We start from the raw sequence: 24,129 nt of genomic DNA on the forward strand, positions 1-24,129 counted from the left end.
TCACAATGAATTACCTGATCAAGTAGCTGTTGAATGAGCAGTGATAAGTCAATCGCCTTCGGCGATGCCTTATCACTGCTTATAGCAGTCGCTCTTTAACAATGTATATCATGCTGACAGTATCGAATGACGATACGAAGACAAAAGCCCCCGGGCTTGCGTGTTCGTGACGTGATCTCGATACGCAATTGTTTTGTGATACGTTTCAAGCGTATCCGGCAATCGTTGTCATTGCGGGATCCAGACTCCTTCGGGTTATAGGGTCAAGCAATGAAGCGCACACGGTGGATGCCTAGGCAGTCAGAGGCGATGAAAGACGTTGTAGCCTGCGATAAGGTTCGGTGAGGTGGCAAACAACCTGTGACCCGGACATCTCTGAATGGGGAAACCCACTGACCACAAGGTCAGTATCGTATCCTGAATACATAGGGATACGAGGCGAACCGGGGGAACTGAAACATCTAAGTACCCCGAGGAAAAGAAATCAACCGAGATTCCCCCAGTAGCGGCGAGCGAACGGGGACCAGCCCTTAAGCATGTGAATGACTAGACGAACGGATTGGGAAGTCCGGCCGTAGCGGGTGATAGCCCCGTAGTCGAAAGTCTGATCATGTGAAATCGAGTAGGTCGGGGCACGAGAAACCCTGATTGAAGACGGGGGGACCATCCTCCAAGGCTAAATACTCCTGACTGACCGATAGTGAACCAGTACCGTGAGGGAAAGGCGAAAAGAACCCCGGCGAGGGGAGTGAAATAGATCCTGAAACCGTGTGCGTACAAGCAGTAGGAGCCCACTTGTTGGGTGACTGCGTACCTTTTGTATAATGGGTCAGCGACTTATATTCAGTGGCGAGCTTAACCGATAGGGGAGGCGTAGCGAAAGCGAGTCTTAACTGGGCGACCAGTCGCTGGATATAGACCCGAAACCGGGCGATCTATCCATGAGCAGGGTGAAGGTTGAGTAACATCAACTGGAGGCCCGAACCAGGATCTGTTGAAAAAGATTTGGATGACTTGTGGATCGGAGTGAAAGGCTAATCAAGCCCGGAGATAGCTGGTTCTCCTCGAAAGCTATTTAGGTAGCGCCTCACGTATCACCACCGGGGGTAGAGCACTGTTTCGGCTAGGGGGCCATCCCGGCTTACCAACCCGAGGCAAACTCCGAATACCGGTGAGTGCAGCGTGGGAGACACACGGCGGGTGCTAACGTCCGTCGTGAAAAGGGCAACAACCCGGACCGTCAGCTAAGGTCCCCAAATCCTGGTTAAGTGGGAAACGATGTGGGAAGGCTCAGACAGCTAGGAGGTTGGCTTAGAAGCAGCCATCCTTTAAAGAAAGCGTAATAGCTCACTAGTCGAGTCGGCCTGCGCGGAAGATGTAACGGGGCTCAAACCAGGTACCGAAGCTACGGGTTCATCCTTAGGGATGAGCGGTAGAGGAGCGTCGTGTAAGCCGATGAAGGTGGATCGAGAGGTCTGCTGGAGGTATCACGAGTGCGAATGCTGACATGAGTAACGATAAGGGGAGTGAAAAACTCCCCCGCCGGAAGACCAAGGTTTTCTGTTCGATGCTAATCAGAGCAGAGTGAGTCGGCCCCTAAGGCGAGGCCGAAAGGCGTAGTCGATGGGAAACGGGTCAATATTCCCGTACCGGATGTCATTGCGATGGGGGGACGAAGAAGGCTAGGTGAGCCAGGCGTTGGTTGTCCTGGTGAAAGCGAGTAGGCCTGGGTCTCAGGTAAATCCGGGACCCTTTAAAGCCGAGACGCGAGACGAACGGATTACGATCCGGAAGTCACTGATGCCACGCTTCCAGGAAAAGCCTCTAAGCTTCAGATGACATGCGACCGTACCCCAAACCGACACAGGTGGTCAGGGTGAGAATCCCAAGGCGCTTGAGAGAACTCGGGTGAAGGAACTAGGCAAAATGGTGCCGTAACTTCGGGAGAAGGCACGCCGGATTAGGGTGAGAGGACTTGCTCCTTCAGCCCGAACCGGTCGAAGATACCAGGTGGCTGCAACTGTTTAGTAAAAACACAGCACTCTGCTAACGCGCAAGCGGACGTATAGGGTGTGACGCCTGCCCGGTGCCGGAAGGTTAAGTGATGGTGTTAGCCCTCTGGGCGAAGCTCTTGATCGAAGCCCCGGTAAACGGCGGCCGTAACTATAACGGTCCTAAGGTAGCGAAATTCCTTGTCGGGTAAGTTCCGACCTGCACGAATGGCGTAATGATGGCCACGCTGTCTCCACCCGAGACTCAGTGAAATTGAAATCGCCGTGAAGATGCGGTGTACCCGCGGCTAGACGGAAAGACCCCGTGAACCTTTACTATAGCTTCACACTGGATACTGATGTTGCCTGTGTAGGATAGCTGGGAGGCTTTGAACTCCGGACGCCAGTTCGGAGGGAGCCAACCTTGAAATACCAGCCTGGCATCATTGGTGTTCTCACTCGGGTCCGTTATCCGGATCGAGGACAGTGTGTGGTGGGTAGTTTGACTGGGGCGGTCTCCTCCCAAAGAGTAACGGAGGAGCACGAAGGTACCCTCAGCACGGTCGGACATCGTGCAATGAGTGCAAGAGCATAAGGGTGCTTGACTGCGAGACAGACACGTCGAGCAGGTGCGAAAGCAGGTTCTAGTGATCCGGTGGTTCTGTATGGAAGGGCCATCGCTCAACGGATAAAAGGTACTCCGGGGATAACAGGCTGATACCGCCCAAGAGTTCACATCGACGGCGGTGTTTGGCACCTCGATGTCGGCTCATCACATCCTGGGGCTGAAGTCGGTCCCAAGGGTATGGCTGTTCGCCATTTAAAGTGGTACGCGAGCTGGGTTTAGAACGTCGTGAGACAGTTCGGTCCCTATCTGCCGTGGGCGTTGGATGTTTGAGAAGGGCTGCTCCTAGTACGAGAGGACCGGAGTGGACGCACCTCTGGTGTTCCGGTTGTCACGCCAGTGGCATTGCCGGGTAGCTATGTGCGGACGGGATAACCGCTGAAAGCATCTAAGCGGGAAGCCCCCTTCAAGATGAGACATCCCCGAGGCCTCGAGCCTCCTGAAGGGCCCAGCGAGACCAGCTGGTTGATAGGCACGGTGTGGACGCGCTGCAAGGCGTTGAGCTAACGTGTACTAATGGCCCGTGAGGCTTGACCCTATAACACCCAAGGGGTCTGGTCCTGTAGTGACAACGACGCTCGATAGAGCACCGGATACATTGAGACGATCACAAAACGTCAGCCGATATACATTGAAAGTTACGCCTGACGACCATGGCTTGCGTGAACCACCCGATCCCTTGCCGAACTCGGAAGTGAAACCGCAACGCGCCGATGGTAGTGTGGGGTCTCCCCATGCGAGAGTAGGTTATCGTCAGGCACCTCTTCGAAAAAGCCCCGAGCACTCTGTGTTCGGGGCTTTTTTATGCGTGCAGGAAAAGGCCGGACGGTCCAAATAGTGCCCGCCACGGTGCCTCCGACTCCTGTAGGAGCCCGATTCATCGGGCGATGGCGGCGCCCAGCCGCCCGGGGCCGGATTCGCCATCGTGCCGGCCGCCCACCCCGGCGGCGCGTTGCGCCGCATCGCTGGCTGAAGCCTGCTCCTACAAAAAACAGGGGCACAACAAGGGTATCGTGCCTCCGTACCCTTGTAGGAGCCCAATTCATTGGGCGATGGCGCTGCCCGGGGTTGAATTCGCCACCGTGCCGGCCGTCCACCCCGGCGGCGCGGTGCGCCGCATCGCGGGCTGAAGCCTGTTGCTACAAAAACGGGGGCACAACAGGGGCATCGGAGCCTTCGCGCTCCCGGCACCGTGCCCGACATCCGTTCCGGCGCCCCGGCGCCCCGGCGTGCCGGCACGGGCGCTGTTTGGGACGATAAATGATATGATGCGCGCACGATGACGCGACCGTTAAATGGAGTAACCGTGAGTGAAATAGCACCCACAACGTGGCTGGTGTACTGCCGCCCAGGCTTTGAGCCCGACGCGCTGGCGGAGTTGCAGTATCACGCCGCTCAGAGTGGCGCCGCCTGTACGCCGACGCTTGGGGAGGGGTGGGTGAGTCTGACACGTATTGACGAAGAGCCGATCAATGCGCTGCATCGTGAGGCTCACTTTGAAAAGCTCATTTTCGCGCGCCAAAGCCTGGCCGCGTTGCCACCGCTGACGCTTTCAAAAGACGACCGGCTTACCCCGATCCTCGAGCAGGTCAAGCTAAGCCGCTGGAGTTTCGAGGAGATCTGGCACGAAACGCCGGATACCAATGACGGCAAGGCGCTGGCCGGACTGATCAAAGCGCTGACCAAGCCGCTGGAAAGTCTTTTGAAAAAACGCGGCGCGCTGCGGCGTAAGGCCGGTGGCCGGCGACTGCATATTTTCTGGACCGACGGTGGCCGGGCGCAGCTCGGTATCAGCTTTCCAGGCAATCGCAGCGAGCTCAAAAACGGTATTAGAAGGTTGCGCTCTCCGTCGCGGGCGCCGAGCCGCTCGACACTCAAACTCGAAGAGGCTTGGCACGAGTTCATACCCCGGGATGAGTGGGATGAGCGCTTGGCCGAGCACATGCAGGCCGCCGACCTGGGCGCGGCTCCAGGCGGTTGGACCTGGCAGCTAGTGCAGCGGGGCATGTACGTATACGCGATCGACAACGGCCCGATGGACAAGGCGTTGATGCAAAGCGGCCAGGTCGACCACTTGAAGGAGGATGGCTTTATCTGGGCGCCGGAGAGACGGCTGGATTGGCTGGTGTGCGATATCGTCGACAAGCCGGTTCGCGTGTTGACCATGGTCGAGCGCTGGCTGACGCAGAAGTGGTGCCGCGAGGCGATCTTCAACTTAAAGCTACCCATGAAAAAGCGCTGGGATGAAGTAGTACGCTGTTTGAGCAGACTGGAGGAGTCGCTTGCAAAAGCCGGCGTACGCGCGCAGATTCGCTGTCGCCACCTTTATCACGACCGGGAAGAAGTCACCGTACACGTAAGGCTTTTATCCTGACGCCTTTGAGCCGACCCGAAATCAGGAAACCGACTCGAAAATCTGCACGGTTTCATCCTCGGTAAGAAGCGGTAAAATACGCGCCATGGCGTCTGCCCGCGCTTCGCTTTGATGCCACTCGTTCCAGGCACGAAGGTCTCGCCATTTGGTAATCATCAAACGGCGGTCCGGTTGGCCGATTTTAACGAGGGTTTCGCCACCGACGAAGCCACGTACGCCGAGCGAGACGCGCATCGCTTGGCGGGCGGCCTGCTCGTACTCCTCCTCCAGGCCGGGCATGATGCGTCGTTCGATGATAACTTTAACCATGTGCCTACTTCCTTGCCGAGACCAGAAATGACCGATACCACGCCAGCGTTTGACGCTACCCTGGATACTACAGGCCTCTACTGCCCCGAGCCCATTATGCTTATGCATAACAAGGTAAGGGATATGGACTCGGGACAAACCCTTGAGGTGATTGCCACGGATCCCGCGACTACCCGGGATGTTCCCAAGTTCTGCCAGTTTTTGGGCCACGAGCTGCTAACTTCCCAAGAGCATGAAGGCGAGTATCGCTACTTTATTCGCCTGGCTTGAGTGGCCAGGCGCCAAGGATGTGAACGCCCTTTAGCAGGGCTCGTCGCCGGGTACGACCATCATTGCCAAGGCCTCGAGCGTGGCCGGGTCCTCTTCAAGAATTCGGTTGGCGATATGGCGCTGGAAGAAGTAAACGGTTTGATGACGGGTGTGGGCGTCGTAAAGGCACTTGTCGCCCAGGATGATCGGCGTCATTTGCGCCTGCTCTTCATCGGCAAGCAGCGCCTCTACGCCTCCATTGCTATATAGACGCCAGCCGTACACGGGTTTCATGTGCCAGGGGGCGTCGGGGTGGTTCATGCACAGGGCATGAGTGCCGAGGGTGTCGGGGATTTGCTGGATCAGCGCCACTTCTTTGGAGGCTTCGTACTCGAAGTACTCCGCCGCCGCGGTAAGCTCGGTATGTTTGTGCTCCGGCGGCGTGTCGAAAATCTCTTCGGTTTCCGGATCGCGATAGCCGACAAAGTGGCCGTTTTCCTGGCTATTGAGCTCGTTACAAGCGCTTAGCGTGTCCATCCACGGGACAAGGCCTACGACGTTGCCGTCGTCGCGCAGCCCCCAGGCCAGAATAGGCAGGCCGTAATAGGTGTCGGGACTCGCAGCGAGCTGGTAAACCATTTCGAGACCGTCAAGCTCCGGGGCGAGACGGATCACGCACTTGCGCGCCTGATGGCGTTGGCGCGCGGTTTCCAGGTCGATGACCTGGGCAGAGTGGGTTGAATGGGGTGTACCCATAGTATCCCTCCTGGTGCTGCGTGGTCACGACGTTGATAGGCATTGCCTACCGCGTAACTAAACCAATAGCACAGGTTGGGCGTTAATTTAAGAGGGCTCAGCCGATTTTTAGTCAACGGCTGACTCAGAGGAGCAGGCGGGGTAAACGCTGCGCAGGGCCAGGTGCTCCAGCCGGGCGATTTGAAACCGCGGCCAGGGGGCGTCGGGGCTTTCGAGCGAGAGCCAGCGTCGCTGATACGCGGCGACGGCTTGGGGCGGCGTTACATCGTGCGCGTCGATGAGAGTGTTGACTGCGCCAAGCCAGCGCTGGCTGGCCTTTGCGGCCCGATCCAGCCAGGCCTGATCCCAGGGGGGCAGGCAATGACCACTCCCGACGTTTTCGGCCAGCAAGCGGTTGGCCTCGGTCAGCCGCTGGCTACCCAGTTGCAGCGTGCGAAGCACCTCGGCGGTCAGCGGGCGATCTTGCAGCGTTTTTAGATGGTTCTCGAGGGTGGCGGAGTCGGCTTGCCACTCGAGGCTATAAGTGTTCTCCACCATCGTCGTGAGATAGCCAAGCGCCTCGAACGCTTGGGTCATATCCGGCAGCGCGCGAAGCTCTAATGGCTGGCTCGCGCGGGAGAAGCTTTTCTCCCACTCGTCGGAATCGAAAAGCGCATTCCAGCCGACGGCGGGGAGCTGGGCAGTCTTGAGCTCGGTAAGCGTTGCCAGACGGGCCCGGTCGGCCTCGCTGAGCGACTCGGTGACCCCGCTACTGGCGCAGCGCTCGAGACGCTGCCAAAGCTCACGCTCGTAAAGCCAATGCTGACTGGGCGGCGCAACTCGGCCCAATTGATTGTTGCGCGCCGCGACAAGGGAGGTGATATCGCACTCGCGCAGCGCATAGACGTTGAGCATGCTTTCGCGCACATCAATAATATCGATCAGCCGCTCGCGTTGGGCCACGAACGCGCCGATGTTATCCGGGGCTCGGCGCTCGACGGGTTCAGCGTCGAGGGCGCTCGCAAGCGTGCGTTGGTAATCCACCCAGGCCGGGTCGTCGGCGCTGCCACAGCCGGCCAGAAAGCTCGTCAAGAGCCCCGTTGCCAAGGCCACTAGAGTGCGCTTCATACTCCCCCTTAACGACTGATCCATTTCAAGCGCCAGCCTAGCAGCAGGGCGGCGGTGCTGAGTCCAGCGATCAGGCCGATCCAGTAGCCGTGAACGCCGAGCGGTTCGGTAAGCGCAAAAAGTCCATGGGCGCCCAGCCAGTGGCCCCCGCCCAGCCCCACGATCCAGTAAGAGAGCACGGTAATGACCATGACGATACGGGTATCCTTGTAGCCGCGTAGCGCCCCCGCCAGGTTCACCTGCAGCGAATCCGATAGCTGAAATATGACCGCCAGCGACACGATGGTCAGCGTCAGCGCCTGGATCTCGGGGTTGGACGTGTAAAGCGCGATGACCGGTTTGGCGGTGACCCACAAAAAAGCGCTGTTCATGGCGGCGATGATCACGCTGATCGCAATGCCGTTCCAGGCGACGTGGCGGGCATGGTCCGGCCGCGCCTGGCCCAACGTATTGCCCACGCGCACGGTGAGCGCCATGCTCAGCGATAGCGGTAGCATGAACAGCAGCGACGTATAGCTTAGCGCGATTTGGTGCGCGCCGACGGTAACCTCGCCCAGGCTTGCGATAAACAGAGCAATCAGCGTGAAAAGCGTCACTTCGACGAAAATGGCCACGCCGATCGGCATGCCGACCACGATCAGCTCGCGAATCCCCGGCCAACCTGGGGGGTAGATACGCTGCCAAAGCGAAACGTTTTGATAGCTACGACTGCGCGTCGTGTAGTAGGCCATGGTCAGCGCCATACACCACATGGAAAGGGCCGTGGCGATACCGCAGCCTAGCGCACCCAGCGCTGGCAGCCCGCTAATGGGAGCGGGGAGCCAAGGCCCGAACATACTCACCAGGCCCTCGCCACCATAGATCAGCACGTAGTTGCTGGGCACGTTGATCGCAAGCCCCACCAGGCTGATCCAGAGCGCCGGGCGAGTATGGTTCATGCCGTCCGAGAAGGCCCTAAGCGCCTGAAACAGGGCGATGCCCGGCATGCCGAAGGCCACTGCCCCTAAATAGCGGCTGGACTCGAGGGCGACATCCGTGGGCACGTCCATACGCTCGAAAATGGGCAGGGTGATGGTGCGCAGCAAAAACGCCGCCACTACCCCCAGCGCCAGTGCGACCCAGAGTGCCTGGTGCACTGCCTTGGGAATGTCGGCGTCGCGCTGGCCGCCCAGCAGGTGTGCGACGATCGGTGTCAGCCCCATTAGCGTGCCGGTCATGAAGAGCATCAGCGGGGTCCAGAGGCTCGAGCCGACCGAGACGGCGGCAAGCGAGGTGGCGCTGAAGCGCCCGGTCATCATGGTATCGACGACGCCAATAGCGGCTTGGGCAAGCTGCGCGCCCACGATGGGCAAGGCCAGCACGATCAGCAAGCGTGTTTCAGGCCAATAGGTGGATTTGATACGATACAAGGCGGCGCCCACGGTAAGGCTCCTCTAGTGTGAGGGGGGTCATGAAAGGGCGCTAGCGTAGCAAATTCCGCTGAAATTTGCGCCTGGAGAAGGCGTTTAAAACACCGGCTGCGGTGGCGCCAATATTACGTTTACCTGCCTCTTTTAACCATGAAAGCGAAGCGATAGTGACAAAGACTCTTGAGCGTTGGACGCTTGCGGATATGACGGCGCTGTTCGATGGCGTGTTCGCATCCACCTACCACACCCGGCTGATCAAGGGCGGTGATGAGCCACTGTACCTACCGGCAAGTGCCACCACACCGTATCACCAGATCATTTTTGCCCATGGCTTTTTCGCCAGCGCCCTGCACGAAATCAGTCACTGGTGTATCGCCGGTGAGAAACGCCGCCAGCTAGAGGACTACGGCTATTGGTACCTACCCGACGGGCGCGACACTGATCAGCAAGCGGCCTTCGAAAAGGCCGAAATCGCTCCCCAGGCGCTGGAGTATCTGCTTACCCGCGCCTGCGGACGAACCTTCAATGTAAGCGTCGATAACCTGGGCGGCGAGGCGGAAGTCGACCGTCAAGCGTTCCAGGCAAAGGTATTGGCCCGCGCTGCGCGCTATGAAGAGGTGGGCCTGCCCAAGCGCGCCAACGCTTTTCGCCATGCCCTTAAGCGCTTTTACCAATACGGCGCGTCGGTCCCCTGCGCCGTTGAAGCGGGCATCGAGGCGCTCGATTAGTCTTCGTCGCGCTCGTTAAGGCGCTGATGCATGGCGAGCATCACCTCGACTTCATGCTCGGCGCGCATCGGCTCAAGGCCCCGGTCACTAAAGGTGTCGGTGCGCAGGCGATGCCACTCGCCGTTGGTCAGCCGGTCGTAGAGCACATGCGCCGGGGCGAGCTCGACAAAGGGGTCAAGCCCGTAGGTATCGAAAAGCCGGGCAAGTGCGGCCTCGTCCTCGCCGTTGTCGCTTGTGTAGAGCGTGGCCGAGAAATGGTCGGTCTCGAGCTCGCGGATAACGTCCAGCGGGCTGACGCCCAGGCTTTCGAGTTCTTCGATGCTGTAAGCGCCGGACACGTTGGAATCTTCGTCGATCCAACTGTCGTCGGGCTGAATCAGCGTCTGCTTGATGCGCCCATCTTTTAGCGACCAGGCAATGGCCAGCGGTAGGCCATCTTCTTCGCCGGTTTCGATGGCGATAAATCCAGGCAAATCAGCCACTTTTACGTCTCCTTTGGGGCGCTATCGAGGTTGAAAAAGCGCTGGGCGGTACGGGTGGTTTCGAGAGCGAGGGTGTCTTCGTCGACGCTATGCCAGTGGGCGATCTCTTTGGCGATCCAGGGCAGCAGCGCGGGCTCGTGGCGGCGACCTTTAAGCTTGGCCGGCAGGTTGCGCGGTAAAAGGTACGGGCAGTCGGTCTCGATCATCAGCCGGTTGAGCGGAATATCTTTCACCAGCGCTCGAAGGTGATGGCCGCGGCGCTCGTCGCAGATCCAGCCGGTCAGGCCGATGTGCAGGTCGAGATCCAGGTAGCCGTAAAGCGTTGCCGCCTCGCCGGTAAAGCAGTGGATCACCGCTTGGCTGATATCGTCGCGCCAGGCCTTGAGGATCTCGCGCATGCGCGGGCCGGCGTCGCGTTCATGAAGAAACAGCGGCAGGCCGCTTTCCGCGGCAAGCCCTAGCTGGGCCTCGAACGCCTTTTCCTGGGCCTGGGGCGTGGAGAAATTGCGGTTGAAATCCAGCCCACACTCACCGACCGCGACGACGGCGCGCTCTTTGTGCAGCGCCGCCATTTGCCGAGCAATGTCCTGATTCCAGCGGCTGGCATCGTGAGGGTGGACACCGGCGGTGGCATAAAGGCCGGGAAAGCGCTCGGCCAGGGCAATCGCCTGCTCGGCGTGGGCCACATCGGTGCCGGTGACGATCAGGGTGGTCACGTTGGCGGCGCGGGCGCGGCTGATCACCGCCTCCAGGTCGCGCTCGAAGCTTTCGTGGGTGAGGTTGGCTCCGATATCCACCAGCGCCTCGCGAGGGCGAAACTCGAGCGCCTCGGGTAATAACGACTCCGCATTGGTGGCTGTCAAACCAGACTCCTCTTTGCTCATGGGGTGATCTAATCAAAAGGCGGGCAATGGCGCATTGTAACGTTTTAACGGCGAAGGCGGCTAATACCAAAGGGGAGGGCGAGATGCATTGCGTCAACATCGGCGGCCATCGACACTAGTGTCGACAATCCGACGTTTGACAATACCCTATAATGGAACGCGCCGATGACCACGATCACGCCTAAAATCCTTCCGTCGACTCCTTCGGCCAGTACTCCTTCGCTACTGATCAAGTCGCTTCTCGAAGCCGGGGTACGCATGGCCGGGGACAACCAGATCGTCTACCGCGATCAGGGGCGTCACGACTACCGCCGCTTTAGCGAGCGCGTTCATCAACTGGCTCACATGCTCAAGGCCCAGGGTGTCGAGGCGGGTGACGTGGTGGCGGTGCTGGACTGGGACAGCCACCGCTACCTGGAGTGCTTTTTCGCCATTCCCATGATCGGCGCGGTACTGCATACCGTGAATATTCGCCTGGCGCCGGAGCAGATTCGCTACACCATGGAGCACGCCGAGGATGTCTTCGTCATTGTTCACGAAGACTTCGTACCCCTGCTGGAGCCGCTGGCCGAAAAGCTCGAGAAGGTGCGCGGCTATGTGCTCTGCCAGGAGACACCGCGAGAGATGAAGACCACGTTGAGCCTCGCCGGCGAGTTCGAAGCATTGATCGCCGAAAAACCGAGTCACTACGATTTTCCGGATTTCGATGAAAACGCCGTAGCCACGCTCTTTTACACCACCGGAACGACGGGCAATCCCAAGGGCGTCTTTTTTACCCACCGCCAGCTGGTACTGCACACCCTGAACGAGGCCAGCCTGTTTCAAGCCTCGGGGGTCGAGCTTCTCAGCCGGGACAAGGTGTACATGCCGATTACACCGATGTTTCACGTTCACGCCTGGGGCGTCCCCTATACCGCGACCCTATTGGGCGCCACCCAGGTCTACCCGGGGCGCTACGAGCCCGGGATGTTGGTCCGGCTATTGGTGGAAGAGAAGGTCGATTTCTCCCACTGCGTGCCGACACTTCTCAATATGATCGTCAGCGCCGAGGACGTCGCCTCACAAAAGGTGGATCTAAGCGGCTGGAAAGTACTGGTCGGCGGCAGCGCCTTGACCCAGAGCCTGGCCGCCCGGGCCTGGGATTTGGGTATCGATACGCGAAGCGCCTACGGCATGTCGGAAACCTGCCCGCTATTGACCGTCGATGTTCTGCCGCGTCACGTCGAACGGGCCTCATTCGAAACCCAACTGCCTTGGCGCTGCAAGGCGGGCCTGCCCACGCCCTTCGTAAGCATTCAGGTGGTGGACACCGACGGCAACCCGCTCGCTCAGGATGGCAAAAGCGTGGGCGAAGTGCGGGTCAAGGCGCCCTGGTTGACGCAAAGCTACTACAAGGAAGAAGAGCGCAGCGAAGCGCTCTGGCGGGATGGCTGGCTTTACACCGGTGACGTTGGCTCGCTGGACGAAGCCGGATTTCTGTCGATTAGCGACCGTATCAAGGATGTCATCAAGACCGGCGGCGAGTGGCTGTCATCGCTGGACCTTGAAAACCATATCAGCCAGAGCCCGGAGGTCGCGGAAGTGGCGGTCATCGGGGTGAACGATGACAAGTGGGGCGAGCGCCCTGCGGCCTGGATCGTGCCGCGGGATGTCGATAACCCGCCAACGCCTGCCTCGCTCAAGGCCTTTTTAACGCCGCTGGTCGAGCAGGGCAAGCTCAACCGCTGGGCCATACCGGAAGAGGTGCATGTCGTCGACGAAATTCCCAAGACAAGCGTCGGCAAGCTGGACAAAAAGCGTATTCGCAGCGCGCTCTAAAGGGCGCTTTTAACACGCGGTGATTCGATTTCCCCGTTCGCCAGGGCCATGCGTTACACTGTGCGCCACACGACGATGGAGGATACTGCGTGACCCTGTTACGACTTGAACAGCTGCAACTGGCCTATGGCACACAAACCCTGCTGGACCGCGCCGAGCTTACGGTAGAGAAGGGCGAGCGGCTGGCACTGGTGGGTCGCAACGGCACCGGTAAGTCGACGCTTTTAAAGCTGGTGGCCGGCGATATCCAGGCGGATGACGGGACGGTTTGGCGCGCCCCAGGCTTGAAAGTGGGCGTGCTCGCCCAGGAGCTGCCGGAGTCTTCCGGCATGACGATTTTCGATGTGGTGGCCATGGGCTTGCCCGAGGCGGGCGAGCTGCTCTCTGAGTATCATCAGCTCATCAACGCCCCGGACCCGGACATGAACCGGATGGCCCGGCTGCAAACGCGCATCGAGGAAATCGACGGCTGGTCGTTTCACCAACGTATCGATGTAGTGCTCACCCGCCTGGGACTACCGCCGGAGGCGGAGATGAACGCGCTCTCCGGCGGTTGGCGCCGGCGTGTGGCGCTGGCCCGAGCGCTGGTCTCCGAGCCGGATCTACTGCTTTTGGACGAGCCCACCAACCACCTGGACCTGGACACCATCGCCTGGCTCGAGGAGCAGCTTCTCGCCTTCAACGGCGCCGTGTTGCTGATTACCCACGACCGTGCTTTCTTGTCCAAACTGGCGACCCATATTCTGGAGCTCGACCGGGGCAAGCTTGGCCGCTACCCGGGCAAGTACGAAGAGTATCAGGCGCGCAAACAGCACGAGCTTGAAGTCGAGGCGCGGGAAAACGCCGAGTTCGATAAAAAGCTCGCCCAGGAAGAGACCTGGATTCGCCAGGGCATCAAGGCGCGGCGTACCCGTAACGAAGGTCGCGTGCGCGCGTTGGAAGCCATGCGTAGTGAGCGCAGCCAGCGTCGCGAGCGCCAGGGCAGCGCGAACCTTTCTGTGGACAGCGGCGAGCGTACCGGCAAGCGAGTGGTCGAACTCAAGGGCGTGACCCAACGCTTTGGTGCCGACACCATTCTCGATGACCTCAACCTCGAGATCATGCGGGGCGATCGCATCGGCTTTTTGGGCCGCAACGGCGCGGGCAAGACGACACTGTTGAAAATCCTGTTGGGCGAACTCGAGCCGACCGAGGGCAGCGTTCAACTGGGCACCAACCTCAAAGTCGCTTACTTCGATCAGCTGCGCGCCGGACTCGAACTCGAAAAAACCGTTTACGACAACGTGGCCCAGGGCAGCGACCGGGTCAGCGTTGGCGGGCGCGACCGCCACGTGATGAGCTACCTGCAGGATTTCCTGTTCACTCCGGACCGGGTGCGCCAGCCAGTGAAGGCGCTTTCCGGCGGTGAGTCCAACCGGCTGCTGCTGGCCAAACTCTTCACCCAGCCGGCCAACGTGCTGGTGCTCGATGAGCCGACCAACGACCTGGATATGGAAACCCTGGAGCTTTTGGAAGAGCTGCTGCTCGATTTCGACGGTACGCTCCTGCTGGTTTCCCACGACCGAACCTTTATGGATCACGTGGTGACCAGCATGTTCGCCTTCGAGGGCGAGGGCGTGGTACGGGAATACGTGGGGGGTTATACCGACTGGATTCGCCAGGGCGGAAAGCTCCCCCCGGCGCCCTGGGAGGGCGCGGCGCGTCAGCATACCGAGCCGACCAGCAATGAGGCGCCAAAAGACAGCGAAAAGCCAAAAAGCGAGCCTCCCAAAAAGCAGGCCAAGCTCTCTTACAAACTACAGCGCGAGCTGGATAGCCTACCTGGCGAGATCGAAAAACTTGAAAGCGAGGTGGCGGCGCTGGAGCAAACCGTGGGTGACCCCGGGTTTTATCAAAAGCCCGCTACCGAGGTGACCGCGAAACTCCAAGAAATGGAGAGCGTTCAGGCGCGCCTGGAAAGTGCCATGGAACGCTGGATGGAACTCGAGGCGATGGCCAACGGCTAGGCACTCCAGGCGAAGGCGAAGGCAGGGCGCCCGAAAGGGCGCCCGATCGCTTACTCGTCGGTCTGTTCGCCTTTGTGGCCTACGCGGACTGCAAGTACGTCGCAGGGCGCACCGTGCAGTACCCCGGTCGAGGTGGAACCGAGCAGCAGGGCAAAACCGTGGCGCCCATGGGAGCCCACGACGATCAAATCGACACCGTGCTCGCCCGCGAAGCGGTGAATTTCCGTATCCGGCATACCCACGACCACGTGCTGGTCTTCCGGCTGGACGTGGGGCATCGCGATCTCGGAGAGACGCTTTTTGGCGTGATCGTCCAGTTGATCCTGAATGCTGGTGAGATCCATGGGAATATCGCCGCCATAGGCGAACCCCAGTGGCTCCAGGGTGTGCATGATCGAGATTTTCGCTTGCTCGTTACGCTGAGATACGGCAATCGCGCGCTCGAGCACCTTGTGGGAATCCTTGGTCAAATCGACCGCGACCAGAATATGGTGATAGCTCATGGCCCATCTCCTTCGCAATAAGCAACAAAGGGCACCTTTGTTGGGTAATGTTTACTTTAAGCGCTGCGCCAAGGCTTAACAACGATCTGAATCAAGGTTTTTTTAACGCACACAGCGACGCCGGGTTAAAGCGTTTGCAGGAGAATGGCCGAATGGCATGGTTAATCGTGGTGGCGGTTTTGATGTTTATTGTCTCGCCGGTCATGTGGCTAAAGCCCAGCCCGCGTCAAAAACGCCAGGTCAAACTAAGGGCCTACGCCCGCCAGCAGAAAGTGGGCGTTAAAATGGCCTCCCCACCGCTGCACGGTTTCAAAGGGACCATGCCCGCTTATCGCTGGGCCTACGCGCAAAACGCGCCGGGCCCGGATTTCGTGTTGCTGCGGGAAAGCCACGCAAGCGAAGCGCTGGACACGTTTCACGCCGGCTGGCGCTGGCGCATCGCGCCTCTTAGGCCGCTACCCGAAGAGGCCGAGGCCGCGCTAAAAGCGCTGCTGGAGCGTCTGCCCAAGGACGCTTTGGTGATCGAGTCCAACGCGCAGACGCTCACGCTCTGGTGGTGGGAGTCTCAGGACGCCGCGCGTTTTGAAAGCTATCTGACGACCTTTAGGGCGATCACTCACTCGCTTGGCGGCCAGGCCGACCATTTGGCTTTATCGAGCCACGGCCGCTAGGTCGTTAGCTCTGTCTTTAAGCCCCGTCTTTAAGCTCTCTGTCTTTAAGCCCCGCCTCTACACCCCGGGGCCTTCCTGGTCCCGGGCCTGTATGGCCAGCGCGTTGGCCTCGATGATCGCCAGCCCCTCATTGAGCTTTTCGACTTCCTCGTCGCTCAACCCTTCGAAAATCTCTTCCCGCGCCTGTTTGGCAACGTTATCGATTTTCTCGAGCAGCGGCATCGCCTCTGGCGTCAGGTAGATGCGCTTGCTGCGTCGGTCGTTATCGCAGGCGCGGCGCTCGATCAGCCCCTGGGATTCCAACTGCCCCAGGGTACGCACCAGCGACGGCGCCTCGACCCCGATGACCTTGGCCAGATCGCACTGGGGGTGGCCTTCGCCCAAGCGCCACAAGTGATAAAGGGTGACCCAGCGGGTCTGGGTCAAGCCAAGCGGCGCCAGTCTTCGATCCAGAATAGAGCGCCATAGATGCGGTAAACGCGCAATTCGAAAACCAATTGATGAAGCCATAAGTCGCTGCCCATAAGTGTGTTAAGTAAATTGTCATAACCTGGAACGCTGAATGCAAGCGCCTGGCGCCATACTACTCCGCCTCGTCCTCCGGGCCTTCACTACGCCCGGGAATAAAACGCCCTAAATTCAACCGGCTTAGCCCGCTTGCACGTATTTGACCGTCGGCCAGACTCGCCTGGTCGGGTTCTTCGGCCACCACGAAACGGATCAATCCCAATCGCTGGCCGCCCGCGGTCATGATATCGATTCGCCAGTTGCCGGTGGGCTCCGCGGGGAAGTTGAGCTTGTGGCTCCAGGCCCGGTACCCTTGCTCGCGCCCGCCGCTGATATCGAGCTCGACGCTATCCATTTGCTGGCCGTTGTGATGCCAGACGTGGTGAATGGTTTCGCTCAACCCCCGAGGGGCGCGAATGGCGGTGTAAACGTAGAGCCCGTTACCGGCCAGGGCCTCGGGCGTTAGCGCCATCTCCCCCAAAGGGCTTCGCTGTTGGATATCGAAATCGGGCGAGAGCGCGCTGCTGGTCATCCAAAGCGTGGCCGGCGGTACCCACACCCGGCCCAGCCAGCCGGCAAAGGCCAGCGTCAGCAGCAGCGCTAAAAACAGGCACCAGCGCAGAAGCGAGCGCTTTTTCACCAGATGCCAAAAGCTTGGCAGCGCGATCAGCACGGTCAACCCCAGGGCGAGTACCAGGCTTTGCCCGGTGGTCAGGTGCAGCATGATCGGCAGTATGACCAGCACGACCAGAAAAACGCACTGGGCGTGGAATAGAAAGTAGAGACTTCGCGAGTGCCCGGCTAACTTGTAGTAGAGCGGGTCGACGATCGAGAGAATTGCCATCGCCACGACTAGCAGCGCAAACAGCAGTTGGCCGCTGTTCCACACCGTGGTAATCAAAATGAAGGGCAGGGTGAAAAAAAGCGTTTCCTGGTGAATCATCTGGGCAATGAAGGTGGTCACCATTCGCGGCAGCCCTTCCTGGCCGCGCTTTCTCAGCACGCGGGAAAGCACGCTTTCCGAGAGCATCAGTGCCCAGGCGAACAAAAGTCCAAGCGCCAGTGCCGCGCCTAGCCACTGCTGACGGTCCACCAGAAAGAAACTGCCAAGACCCGCGGCAAAAGCAATCGGCGGCCAGAGAAACGTCCAGGGCTTGACGAGCACAACGATACGCTCAGCGCGCCTTTGTAAGGAGGCCATGCGGGAGGGGGTTAAAAAAGTGCCCATGGAGGTCAACTCAAATGGTAAACGTCTATAATCTCCGGGTTTGCAACGAAAGTCGATAGCGCTTCGCTGGCCCTTGCGCTGCAAGGGCCGGACTCTTGAACATCGCTTTATTAGCGTAGTCACAGCGTAATACCCGCCTTTGGAAGGCTTGACGTTACATGGCAACTCAACCAAGCTTAAGCGATCAAACGACCGTATGAAATACGTGGCAGGCCGCCCGCGGGGTAGCCTGCCCGAATCTGTAGAGCCCGTACCTGTGGAGATAGCGCGGATGATCTATCAAGGCAACGCCATCACGGTGGAGCGTCGTGACACCCAAGGTGGCAATAGCATCGCAGTGCTCACTTTCGATTTGAAAGATGAGTCCATCAACAAGCTTTCGAGCGCCGTCATTGCACAACTGGGTGAGGCGGTCAACGCGATCGAGTCCGAAACCGGCTTGAAAGGGTTGATGATCAAAAGCGCCAAGGACGTCTTCATCGTCGGGGCGGATATCACCGAGTTCCATTCGCTGTTCGATAAGGGCGAAGAGTATCTGGTCGAGATGAACCAGAAGGTTCACACGATTTTCAACGCCATCGAAGACCTGCCGTTTCCCACCGTGGCCGCGATTAACGGTCTGGCGCTGGGCGGCGGGTGCGAAGTGCTCCTGACCTGCGATTTTCGCGTCATGAGTGAGAAAGGCAAGATGGGGCTTCCCGAAACCAAGCTAGGCATTTTGCCGGGTTGGGGTGGCTGTGTGCGCCTACCGCGCATCATCGGCGCGGATAACGCCATCGAGTGGATCGCCGGCGGCACCGAAAACCGCCCCGAGGCCGCACTCAAAATGGGTGCCGTCGATGCCGTAGTCGCCCACGATCAGCTCGACGCTGCAGCGCTGGATATGCTCGATCGCGCCAGCACCGGCGAGCTCGATTATCAAAGCCGTCGCGACGAGAAAAAAGGTCCGCTTAAACTCAACGCCATCGAGCAGATGATGGCGTTCGAGACCGCCAAGGGTTATGTAGCCGGCAAGGCAGGCCCGCACTATCCCGCGCCGATCGAGGCCATCAAGGTGATCCAGAAAGGCGCCGGTGAAGAGCGCGACCGTGCCCAGGCCATCGAAGCCAAGGCGTTTGGCAAGCTCGCCATGAGTCCGGTGGCGTTCAACCTGGTGGGGCTGTTCCTGAACGACCAGGTCGTCAAGAAAAAGGCCGGTCAGTACGAGAAGAAGGCCCCGCCGGTCAAGCAGACCGCGGTGCTGGGGGCAGGCATCATGGGCGGCGGCATCGCCTACCAGAGCGCCTCCAAGGGCACGCCGATCATCATGAAAGACATCAAGCCGGAAGCGATCGAGCTTGGTTTGAAAGAGGCGCGCAAGCTTTTCGGCAAGCAGGTCGAGCGTAAAAAGTTCACCACCGAAGAGATGGCCGAGAAGCTCACCAACATTCGCCCCACGCTCTCCTATGGTGATTTCGAGAACGTCGATCTCGTCGTCGAGGCGGTGGTCGAGAACCCGAAGGTGAAAGAAGGCGTGCTGACCGAGGTCGAAAAGAGCGTCGGTGAGAACACCATTTTGACCTCGAACACCTCGACGATCTCCATCAACCGCTTGGCGCAGAACCTGCAACGCCCGCAAAACTTCTGCGGCATGCACTTTTTCAACCCGGTGCATCGCATGCCCCTGGTCGAAGTCATTCGCGGTGAGAAAACCTCGGATGAAGCGGTCGCCGCCACCGTGGCCTATGCCCGCGCCATGGGCAAAACGCCGATCGTGGTCAACGATTGCCCCGGCTTTTTGGTCAACCGCGTGCTCTTTCCCTACTTCGGCGGTTTCAGCTTTTTGGTCGAGCAGGGCGCGGACTTCCAGCACGTCGACAAGGTCATGGAGAAGTTCGGCTGGCCGATGGGGCCTGCGTACCTGCTGGATGTGGTCGGCATGGACACCGCGGTGCACGCCAACGAAGTCATGGCGGAAGGCTTCCCGGACCGCATGGCCCGCGAAGGCAAGACCGCGATTCAGGTGATGTATGAAAACGATCGCCTGGGCCAGAAAAACGACAAGGGCTTCTACGCCTACGAGGAAGACAAAAAGGGCAAGCCCAAGAAGGTCAGCGACGATCAGGCCTACGCCTTGATCAAGGAAGTGGCCGGCGAGCAAAAAGAGTTCTCCGATGACGACATCATCGCGCGCATGATGACGCCGCTTTGCCTTGAAACCGTGCGCTGCCTGGAAGACGGCATCGTCGACTCGCCCGCCGAGGCGGACATGGCGCTGATCTACGGCATCGGCTTCCCTCCCTTCCGCGGTGGAGCACTGCGCTACATCGACGCTATGGGCGTGGACAAATTCGTCGCCCAGGCCGAAGAGCTCGCAGCCGAGCTCGGCCCGCTTTACGCGCCGACCGAAAAGCTCAAGCAGATGGCGCAAAACGGCGAGTTTTTCTATCAGGGCAAGGCCTAAGTCACCGCGTACAGGAGCATTGTAATGAGTTTGAATCCGAGAGATATCGTGGTGGTCGACGGTGTTCGTACTGCCATGGCCAAGGCCAAGAACGGCGCTTTTCGCAACGTCCGCGCCGAGAACCTTTCTGCGGCGGTGATGCAGGCGCTGTTCGAGCGACACCCCAGCATGGATCCTTCTGAGGTCGACGACGTGATCTGGGGTTGCGTCAACCAGACCCTCGAGCAGTCGATGAACATTGCGCGTAACGCGGCGATCATGACCGGTATCCCGCGTACCGTGCCGGCGCAGACCGTCAACCGCCTTTGCGGCTCGTCGATGACCGCGCTGCATATCGCCGCGGCCAACATCAAGGCCAACATGGGCGACATGTACATCATCGGTGGCGTGGAGCACATGGAGCACGTACCCATGGCCCACGGCGTCGACGTCAACCCGGCGGCCAGCAAGTACGCCGCCAAAGCCGCCATGATGATGGGCCTGACCGCCGAGCTTTTGGGCAAGATGCACGGCGTCACCCGCGAAGAGCAGGACGCCTTCGGCGTGCGCTCGCACCAACGCGCCAAGGCCGCCAATGAGAACGGCTATTTCGATAACGAAATCATCGGCGTCGAAGGCCACGACAGCGAAGGGCGGTTGGTTAACTTCAAACACGACGAAGTCGTGCGCGGCGACGCGAGCATGGAGTCGATGGCCGGACTCAAGCCGGTGTTCGATCCGCGCAACGGCACCGTCACCGCCGGTACGTCCTCGGCGCTGTCGGTGGGGGCTTCTGCCATGGCGGTAATGAGCTACGAGCGCGCTCAGGCGCTGGGCCTCGAGCCGATCGCCCGAGTGCTTTCCACCGGTGTGGCGGGCTGCGATGCGTCCATCATGGGCTACGGCCCGGTGCCGGCGTCCAAAAAGGCGCTGAAAGCGGCAGGGCTTTCCGCCAGTGACATCGAAACCGTGGAGCTCAACGAAGCGTTTGCCGCCCAAGGCATTCCAGTGTTGAAGGATCTGGGCTTTTTGGACGACCTGGACAAGAAGGTCAACCTGAACGGCGGCGCCATCGCCTTGGGCCACCCGCTGGGCTGCTCCGGATCGCGCATCTGCACCACGCTTTTGAACGTTATGCGCCAGCAAGACACGACGCTGGGTCTGGCCACCATGTGTATCGGCATGGGCCAGGGTGTGGCGACCGTGTTCGAACGACTCAAGTAAGCGCTCAAGCAATCGAAAACGGCACCCAGTAGGGTGCCGTTTTTTTGTCGGGTTTGAGTCCGGCGGTGAACGGTATCGGGCACCCCGAAGCGGGGATTTTTCGCCAGGGATGGCGAAAGTAGCGTACAGGGAGGTATTTACAGCGACCCGCGCAGGGGTGCCCGATACCGCAGCGCTAGCTAAAAAAGCCCGTTATCCAGCCCCGCGGCCATATAAAGACCGAGCTCCCGGGTTTGCTCGATAAAATCTTCCCGCCATTCGCCCTTGAGCACTAGTGGTTGCTGGGCAAAACGCCATCCCAGCCCCTTGCAGATACTTTCGACCGCTCGACGCGTGCCCGTGCCGTCGAGGCCCGCGCGTACGTAGAGTGCGCAGGGCAGGCCGCGTTTGTCATCGCTTACACCGTAGTAGCTGCGGTCGAAAAAATCCTTTAACGCGCCGCTCATGTAGCCCAGGTTTTCCGGGGTGCCCAGAAGGATGGCATCGCAGGCGTTGACGTCGTCGGCGCCGGCCTCGAAGGGCGATTTCACTACGCACTCCACCGCGTCGATGGCGCTATCGCGGGCGCCTTTAGCCGCCGCATCAAGAAGGGCTTGGGTATTGGGGGAGGGCGCGTGGGCGACGATCAGTAAACGCTTCATCGGCATGGACCTTTAGTATTGCGTGTGCCGGGGGACGTGCCACACTGAGGGCAGTCACTCAAGAGAGCCTATATGTCCTCTGCCCGCAAGATCAACGTCTATTACGACGGCCAATGCCCTCTTTGCCGCCGGGAGCGGCGCCGGTTCGAGCGCCTCGCCGGGAAGCGCGGGCGCGATGTCGTCTGGTGTGACGTCGCCGAATACGAGCAGACGCTCGCAAAGCACGGCATCGCCCGGGAGACCGCGCTTCGCTCGCTGCATATCGAACTCGAGGATGGGCGCATCATCGAAGGCATCGACGCTTACCGGCTGCTCATGAAACGTATTCCCTGGCTTTCGCCCGGGGCGTATATTATCGGCCTGCCCGGCATCAAGCAGGGCCTGCGCCGCTACTACGACCACTGGGTCGAGAAGCGGTTGAAGCGTCAGGGGCGCTGGTCTTAGCCGCCGGCGTACGGCAAGTGAAGGCGGCCGATTTAGAGCGGTCGCCCAACGGATAACGGCATAGGGAATCGTGATGAACAAGGGAAACTGTTGGGCTTTACCGGGCGTGGTGGCACTAACGTTACTCATCGCTGGCTGCGCGGGGCGAACCCCACCACCTGCCGCGCCACCGCAAAGCGAGCAGGAGGCCACGCCGGCAACACCGGCTTACGTTGCCGCGCCCCGCTATGGCACGACGGATGTCTACTGGACGCCCCCGCTGATCACAAGCCCCGAAGAGAAAGCCGCCTATTACGTTAGCCGCCTTGCCGATCAGCGGTTTGTCGCACCCGGCGCCAACGGTGTACGCTACGTCGCCGCCGAGCAGCTTGGCGAGATCGGCCTGCCCGCCGTACCGCTGCTGCTTGCCCGGCTGGATACAAACGATGCGTTCGAGCTGATGCTGGCGCTTTACGCCCTCGAATTGGCCACCCAGGACCCGCTGATAACGACCCGAACCCAGGGCGATTATATCGAGCTTACCGGCGCGTTGAATCCGCAAACCAACGCCGAGAACGTGGCCAGGGCCCGCCAGTGGCAGCAGCGCCACCCCAGCGCGCTCGAACCCTATTAAAAACCGGTAGCCGGCGAAGACGTTTGTCGCCGGGCCGTCATTCTCAGTCATAGTTGCAACGAAGGAGCCGATCATGGCGTTTGCACTCTCTTCGATGAAAGTAACCAGTTCCGCATTTGCCGACCATCAACCGGTTCCCGCGCAGTATACCGGTGAAGGCGACGACCTCTCACCGCCGCTCGCCTGGCAGGATGCACCGGAAGGCACCCGCGGGTACGCGGTGATCTGTCACGACCCGGACGCGCCGCTGGTCAAAAACGGTGCCTACGGATTCGTCCATTGGCTGATCTATAACCTGCCTGATGATATAACCGAGCTCTCGGAAGACGCCACGGTGGGAACGTTCGGTAACAACGACTTCGACAAGCCCGGCTATGCGGGCCCCATGCCGCCGGAAAATCACGGCAAGCACCTTTACTACTACTGGGTGTTGGCGCTGGATCGTCAAACGTCGCTGCCAGAAGGTCTAACAATGGGTGAGCTTCTCAAGGAAGTCGAGCCGCACCTTCTGGGCATGAACCGCTTGGTGGGTACCTATCAGCGCTAAGCTTGCTTAAGGCTGGTGAAAATCGCCCAATCGGTGTAGGCTCCATCGCTTTATTTGTCCGCGATGGAGCCTCCGATGAGTGATCTGCCCAGCTGTCCCGCCTGTAATTCCGCTTTCACCTACGATGATGGCCTACAGTTCGTCTGCCCCGAGTGCGGCAACGAATGGTCAAAAGAGGGCGAGGTAGCCGCGGAGGCCGAAAACGTCATTCGCGACGCCAACGGCAACCCGCTGGTTGATGGCGACACCGTCACGGTCATCAAGGACCTGAAGGTCAAGGGCAGCTCGACGGTGGTCAAGGTCGGTACCCGAGTGAAAAATATCCGTTTGGTCGACGGCGACCACGATATCGATTGCAAGGTCGACGGTATCGGCCCTATGAAGCTGAAGTCTCAGTTCGTCAAAAAAGCCTGATCGCACCTTGAAGCCCGCCGCTAACCCGGCGGGCTTTTTCGTGGCCGTCCAATAGTATATATAAATGAGAATGATTGGCTTTTATGATTCAAAAAGCGTCGATCATGCAAAGAAGTAGCGCTTTTTGCTCAATCATGGTGTCCGGGGCTTCACATCATTTTCATACAGGACTAAAAT

The 24,129-nt window shown here is 59.7% G+C and carries 22 protein-coding genes and 2 rRNA genes; 14 read left to right on the forward strand and 10 right to left on the reverse strand.

Going from position 1 to position 24,129, the window contains the following annotated elements; translation table 11 throughout:
* Positions 1 to 261: 261 nt before the first annotated feature.
* From ACWHRL_RS05950 to rlmM, 3 genes are all read left to right on the forward strand, one after another.
* Positions 262 to 3,154 (forward strand): 23S ribosomal RNA (locus ACWHRL_RS05950).
* A 105-nt stretch (positions 3,155 to 3,259) separates the two neighbouring features.
* Positions 3,260 to 3,375: ribosomal RNA gene (rrf, locus tag ACWHRL_RS05955) — 5S ribosomal RNA — on the forward strand.
* A 547-nt stretch (positions 3,376 to 3,922) separates the two neighbouring features.
* Positions 3,923 to 4,990, forward strand: coding sequence for a 23S rRNA (cytidine(2498)-2'-O)-methyltransferase RlmM (rlmM, locus tag ACWHRL_RS05960; protein ID WP_447895622.1), 1,068 nt, complete (start codon positions 3,923 to 3,925; stop codon positions 4,988 to 4,990).
* A 21-nt stretch (positions 4,991 to 5,011) separates the two neighbouring features.
* Here the strand turns inward: rlmM and ACWHRL_RS05965 are convergent, their stop codons facing one another.
* Positions 5,012 to 5,299: an antibiotic biosynthesis monooxygenase family protein gene (locus ACWHRL_RS05965; RefSeq protein ID WP_447528329.1), complete on the reverse strand. Its 288-nt coding sequence runs from the start codon at positions 5,297 to 5,299 to the stop codon at positions 5,012 to 5,014.
* A gap of 27 nt (positions 5,300 to 5,326) precedes the next feature.
* Here ACWHRL_RS05965 and tusA point away from each other — a divergent pair, with 27 nt between their 5' ends.
* Positions 5,327 to 5,569, forward strand: coding sequence for a sulfurtransferase TusA (gene tusA / locus ACWHRL_RS05970; RefSeq protein WP_447895623.1), 243 nt, complete (start codon positions 5,327 to 5,329; stop codon positions 5,567 to 5,569).
* 30 nt (positions 5,570 to 5,599) lie between these two features.
* Here the strand turns inward: tusA and ACWHRL_RS05975 are convergent, their stop codons facing one another.
* The 3 genes from ACWHRL_RS05975 to ACWHRL_RS05985 all read right to left on the reverse strand — a co-directional run bounded on the left by ACWHRL_RS05975 (position 5,600) and on the right by ACWHRL_RS05985 (position 8,832).
* Complete coding sequence (locus ACWHRL_RS05975) at positions 5,600 to 6,304, reverse strand: hypothetical protein (RefSeq protein WP_447895624.1); 705 nt, start codon at positions 6,302 to 6,304, stop codon at positions 5,600 to 5,602.
* A gap of 108 nt (positions 6,305 to 6,412) precedes the next feature.
* Complete coding sequence (locus ACWHRL_RS05980) at positions 6,413 to 7,411, reverse strand: DUF3080 family protein (RefSeq protein ID WP_447895625.1); 999 nt, start codon at positions 7,409 to 7,411, stop codon at positions 6,413 to 6,415.
* A gap of 8 nt (positions 7,412 to 7,419) precedes the next feature.
* Positions 7,420 to 8,832, reverse strand: coding sequence for an MATE family efflux transporter (locus ACWHRL_RS05985; protein ID WP_447895626.1), 1,413 nt, complete (start codon positions 8,830 to 8,832; stop codon positions 7,420 to 7,422).
* Between the two features lie 155 nt (positions 8,833 to 8,987).
* Here ACWHRL_RS05985 and ACWHRL_RS05990 point away from each other — a divergent pair, with 155 nt between their 5' ends.
* Entirely contained in the window at positions 8,988 to 9,548 is a 561-nt protein-coding gene (locus ACWHRL_RS05990) for an elongation factor P hydroxylase (protein ID WP_447895627.1), read from the forward strand.
* Here the strand turns inward: ACWHRL_RS05990 and ACWHRL_RS05995 are convergent.
* Complete coding sequence (locus ACWHRL_RS05995) at positions 9,545 to 10,030, reverse strand: hypothetical protein (protein WP_447528335.1); 486 nt, start codon at positions 10,028 to 10,030, stop codon at positions 9,545 to 9,547. The genes ACWHRL_RS05990 and ACWHRL_RS05995 overlap by 4 nt on opposite strands.
* A gap of 2 nt (positions 10,031 to 10,032) precedes the next feature.
* A complete protein-coding gene (locus tag ACWHRL_RS06000) occupies positions 10,033 to 10,893 on the reverse strand; it encodes a TatD family hydrolase (protein ID WP_447528336.1) in 861 nt (286 codons plus the stop codon).
* A 186-nt stretch (positions 10,894 to 11,079) separates the two neighbouring features.
* On the opposite strand from ACWHRL_RS06000, the gene ACWHRL_RS06005 reads away from it, so the two are divergent.
* Together ACWHRL_RS06005 and ACWHRL_RS06010 are read left to right on the forward strand one after the other, a co-directional pair.
* Entirely contained in the window at positions 11,080 to 12,732 is a 1,653-nt protein-coding gene (locus tag ACWHRL_RS06005) for a fatty acid--CoA ligase (RefSeq protein ID WP_447895628.1), read from the forward strand.
* An 89-nt stretch (positions 12,733 to 12,821) separates the two neighbouring features.
* The gene (locus ACWHRL_RS06010) at positions 12,822 to 14,738 is read left to right on the forward strand and encodes an ATP-binding cassette domain-containing protein (protein ID WP_447895629.1); all 1,917 of its coding nucleotides are present in this window, start codon (positions 12,822 to 12,824) and stop codon (positions 14,736 to 14,738) included.
* Positions 14,739 to 14,788: 50 nt separating this feature from the next.
* On the opposite strand, the gene ACWHRL_RS06015 is transcribed toward ACWHRL_RS06010, so the two are convergent.
* Positions 14,789 to 15,241: a universal stress protein gene (locus ACWHRL_RS06015; protein ID WP_447528339.1), complete on the reverse strand. Its 453-nt coding sequence runs from the start codon at positions 15,239 to 15,241 to the stop codon at positions 14,789 to 14,791.
* A gap of 152 nt (positions 15,242 to 15,393) precedes the next feature.
* Between ACWHRL_RS06015 and ACWHRL_RS06020 the strand changes: the two genes are divergently transcribed.
* Positions 15,394 to 15,912: a preprotein translocase subunit YajC gene (locus ACWHRL_RS06020; RefSeq protein ID WP_447895631.1), complete on the forward strand. Its 519-nt coding sequence runs from the start codon at positions 15,394 to 15,396 to the stop codon at positions 15,910 to 15,912.
* Between the two features lie 57 nt (positions 15,913 to 15,969).
* On the opposite strand, the gene slyA is transcribed toward ACWHRL_RS06020, so the two are convergent.
* Both slyA and ACWHRL_RS06030 read right to left on the reverse strand, forming a co-directional pair.
* The gene (gene slyA / locus ACWHRL_RS06025) at positions 15,970 to 16,422 is read right to left on the reverse strand and encodes a transcriptional regulator SlyA (protein ID WP_447528341.1); all 453 of its coding nucleotides are present in this window, start codon (positions 16,420 to 16,422) and stop codon (positions 15,970 to 15,972) included.
* A 73-nt stretch (positions 16,423 to 16,495) separates the two neighbouring features.
* Positions 16,496 to 17,647 (reverse strand): DUF5924 family protein, encoded by a 1,152-nt coding sequence (locus ACWHRL_RS06030; protein ID WP_447895632.1) that lies wholly within the window; start codon positions 17,645 to 17,647, stop codon positions 16,496 to 16,498.
* A 271-nt stretch (positions 17,648 to 17,918) separates the two neighbouring features.
* Here ACWHRL_RS06030 and fadB point away from each other — a divergent pair, with 271 nt between their 5' ends.
* Positions 17,919 to 20,090 (forward strand): fatty acid oxidation complex subunit alpha FadB, encoded by a 2,172-nt coding sequence (gene fadB, locus ACWHRL_RS06035; RefSeq protein WP_447896150.1) that lies wholly within the window; start codon positions 17,919 to 17,921, stop codon positions 20,088 to 20,090.
* A 24-nt stretch (positions 20,091 to 20,114) separates the two neighbouring features.
* Positions 20,115 to 21,293 carry an acetyl-CoA C-acyltransferase FadA gene (gene fadA / locus ACWHRL_RS06040; RefSeq protein WP_447895633.1) on the forward strand — a complete coding sequence of 393 codons (1,179 nt, stop codon included), beginning with the start codon at positions 20,115 to 20,117 and terminating at the stop codon, positions 21,291 to 21,293.
* Between the two features lie 179 nt (positions 21,294 to 21,472).
* On the opposite strand, the gene ACWHRL_RS06045 is transcribed toward fadA, so the two are convergent.
* Positions 21,473 to 21,934 carry a flavodoxin family protein gene (locus ACWHRL_RS06045; protein ID WP_447528344.1) on the reverse strand — a complete coding sequence of 154 codons (462 nt, stop codon included), beginning with the start codon at positions 21,932 to 21,934 and terminating at the stop codon, positions 21,473 to 21,475.
* Positions 21,935 to 22,006: 72 nt separating this feature from the next.
* Here ACWHRL_RS06045 and ACWHRL_RS06050 point away from each other — a divergent pair, with 72 nt between their 5' ends.
* From ACWHRL_RS06050 to ACWHRL_RS06065, 4 genes are all read left to right on the forward strand, one after another.
* Positions 22,007 to 22,378, forward strand: a complete 372-nt coding sequence (locus ACWHRL_RS06050) for a thiol-disulfide oxidoreductase DCC family protein (protein ID WP_447895634.1) — start codon at positions 22,007 to 22,009, stop codon at positions 22,376 to 22,378.
* Between the two features lie 73 nt (positions 22,379 to 22,451).
* Positions 22,452 to 22,991, forward strand: a complete 540-nt coding sequence (locus tag ACWHRL_RS06055) for a hypothetical protein (protein ID WP_447895635.1) — start codon at positions 22,452 to 22,454, stop codon at positions 22,989 to 22,991.
* Between the two features lie 73 nt (positions 22,992 to 23,064).
* Positions 23,065 to 23,538: a YbhB/YbcL family Raf kinase inhibitor-like protein gene (locus tag ACWHRL_RS06060; RefSeq protein ID WP_447528347.1), complete on the forward strand. Its 474-nt coding sequence runs from the start codon at positions 23,065 to 23,067 to the stop codon at positions 23,536 to 23,538.
* A 75-nt stretch (positions 23,539 to 23,613) separates the two neighbouring features.
* Positions 23,614 to 23,952, forward strand: a complete 339-nt coding sequence (locus ACWHRL_RS06065; RefSeq protein ID WP_447528348.1) for a zinc ribbon domain-containing protein YjdM — start codon at positions 23,614 to 23,616, stop codon at positions 23,950 to 23,952.
* Positions 23,953 to 24,129: the final 177 nt, after the last annotated feature.

It is taken from the genome of Vreelandella sp. GE22 (assembly GCF_968212445.1).

Bases quoted from the DNA above. Each gene is read 5' to 3' on its own strand.
- ACWHRL_RS05965 (WP_447528329.1), bottom strand. From the start codon at position 5,299: ATGGTTAAAGTTATCATCGAACGACGCATCATGCCCGGCCTGGAGGAG.
- tusA (WP_447895623.1), top strand. From the start codon at position 5,327: ATGACCGATACCACGCCAGCGTTTGACGCTACCCTGGATACTACAGGC.
- ACWHRL_RS05975 (WP_447895624.1), bottom strand. From the start codon at position 6,304: ATGGGTACACCCCATTCAACCCACTCTGCCCAGGTCATCGACCTGGAA.
- ACWHRL_RS05980 (WP_447895625.1), bottom strand. From the start codon at position 7,411: ATGAAGCGCACTCTAGTGGCCTTGGCAACGGGGCTCTTGACGAGCTTT.
- ACWHRL_RS06005 (WP_447895628.1), top strand. From the start codon at position 11,080: ATGACCACGATCACGCCTAAAATCCTTCCGTCGACTCCTTCGGCCAGT.
- ACWHRL_RS06015 (WP_447528339.1), bottom strand. From the start codon at position 15,241: ATGAGCTATCACCATATTCTGGTCGCGGTCGATTTGACCAAGGATTCC.
- ACWHRL_RS06020 (WP_447895631.1), top strand. From the start codon at position 15,394: ATGGCATGGTTAATCGTGGTGGCGGTTTTGATGTTTATTGTCTCGCCG.
- slyA (WP_447528341.1), bottom strand. From the start codon at position 16,422: ATGGCTTCATCAATTGGTTTTCGAATTGCGCGTTTACCGCATCTATGG.
- ACWHRL_RS06030 (WP_447895632.1), bottom strand. From the start codon at position 17,647: ATGGGCACTTTTTTAACCCCCTCCCGCATGGCCTCCTTACAAAGGCGC.
- fadB (WP_447896150.1), top strand. From the start codon at position 17,919: ATGATCTATCAAGGCAACGCCATCACGGTGGAGCGTCGTGACACCCAA.
- fadA (WP_447895633.1), top strand. From the start codon at position 20,115: ATGAGTTTGAATCCGAGAGATATCGTGGTGGTCGACGGTGTTCGTACT.
- ACWHRL_RS06045 (WP_447528344.1), bottom strand. From the start codon at position 21,934: ATGAAGCGTTTACTGATCGTCGCCCACGCGCCCTCCCCCAATACCCAA.
- ACWHRL_RS06050 (WP_447895634.1), top strand. From the start codon at position 22,007: ATGTCCTCTGCCCGCAAGATCAACGTCTATTACGACGGCCAATGCCCT.
- ACWHRL_RS06055 (WP_447895635.1), top strand. From the start codon at position 22,452: ATGAACAAGGGAAACTGTTGGGCTTTACCGGGCGTGGTGGCACTAACG.
- ACWHRL_RS06060 (WP_447528347.1), top strand. From the start codon at position 23,065: ATGGCGTTTGCACTCTCTTCGATGAAAGTAACCAGTTCCGCATTTGCC.
- ACWHRL_RS06065 (WP_447528348.1), top strand. From the start codon at position 23,614: ATGAGTGATCTGCCCAGCTGTCCCGCCTGTAATTCCGCTTTCACCTAC.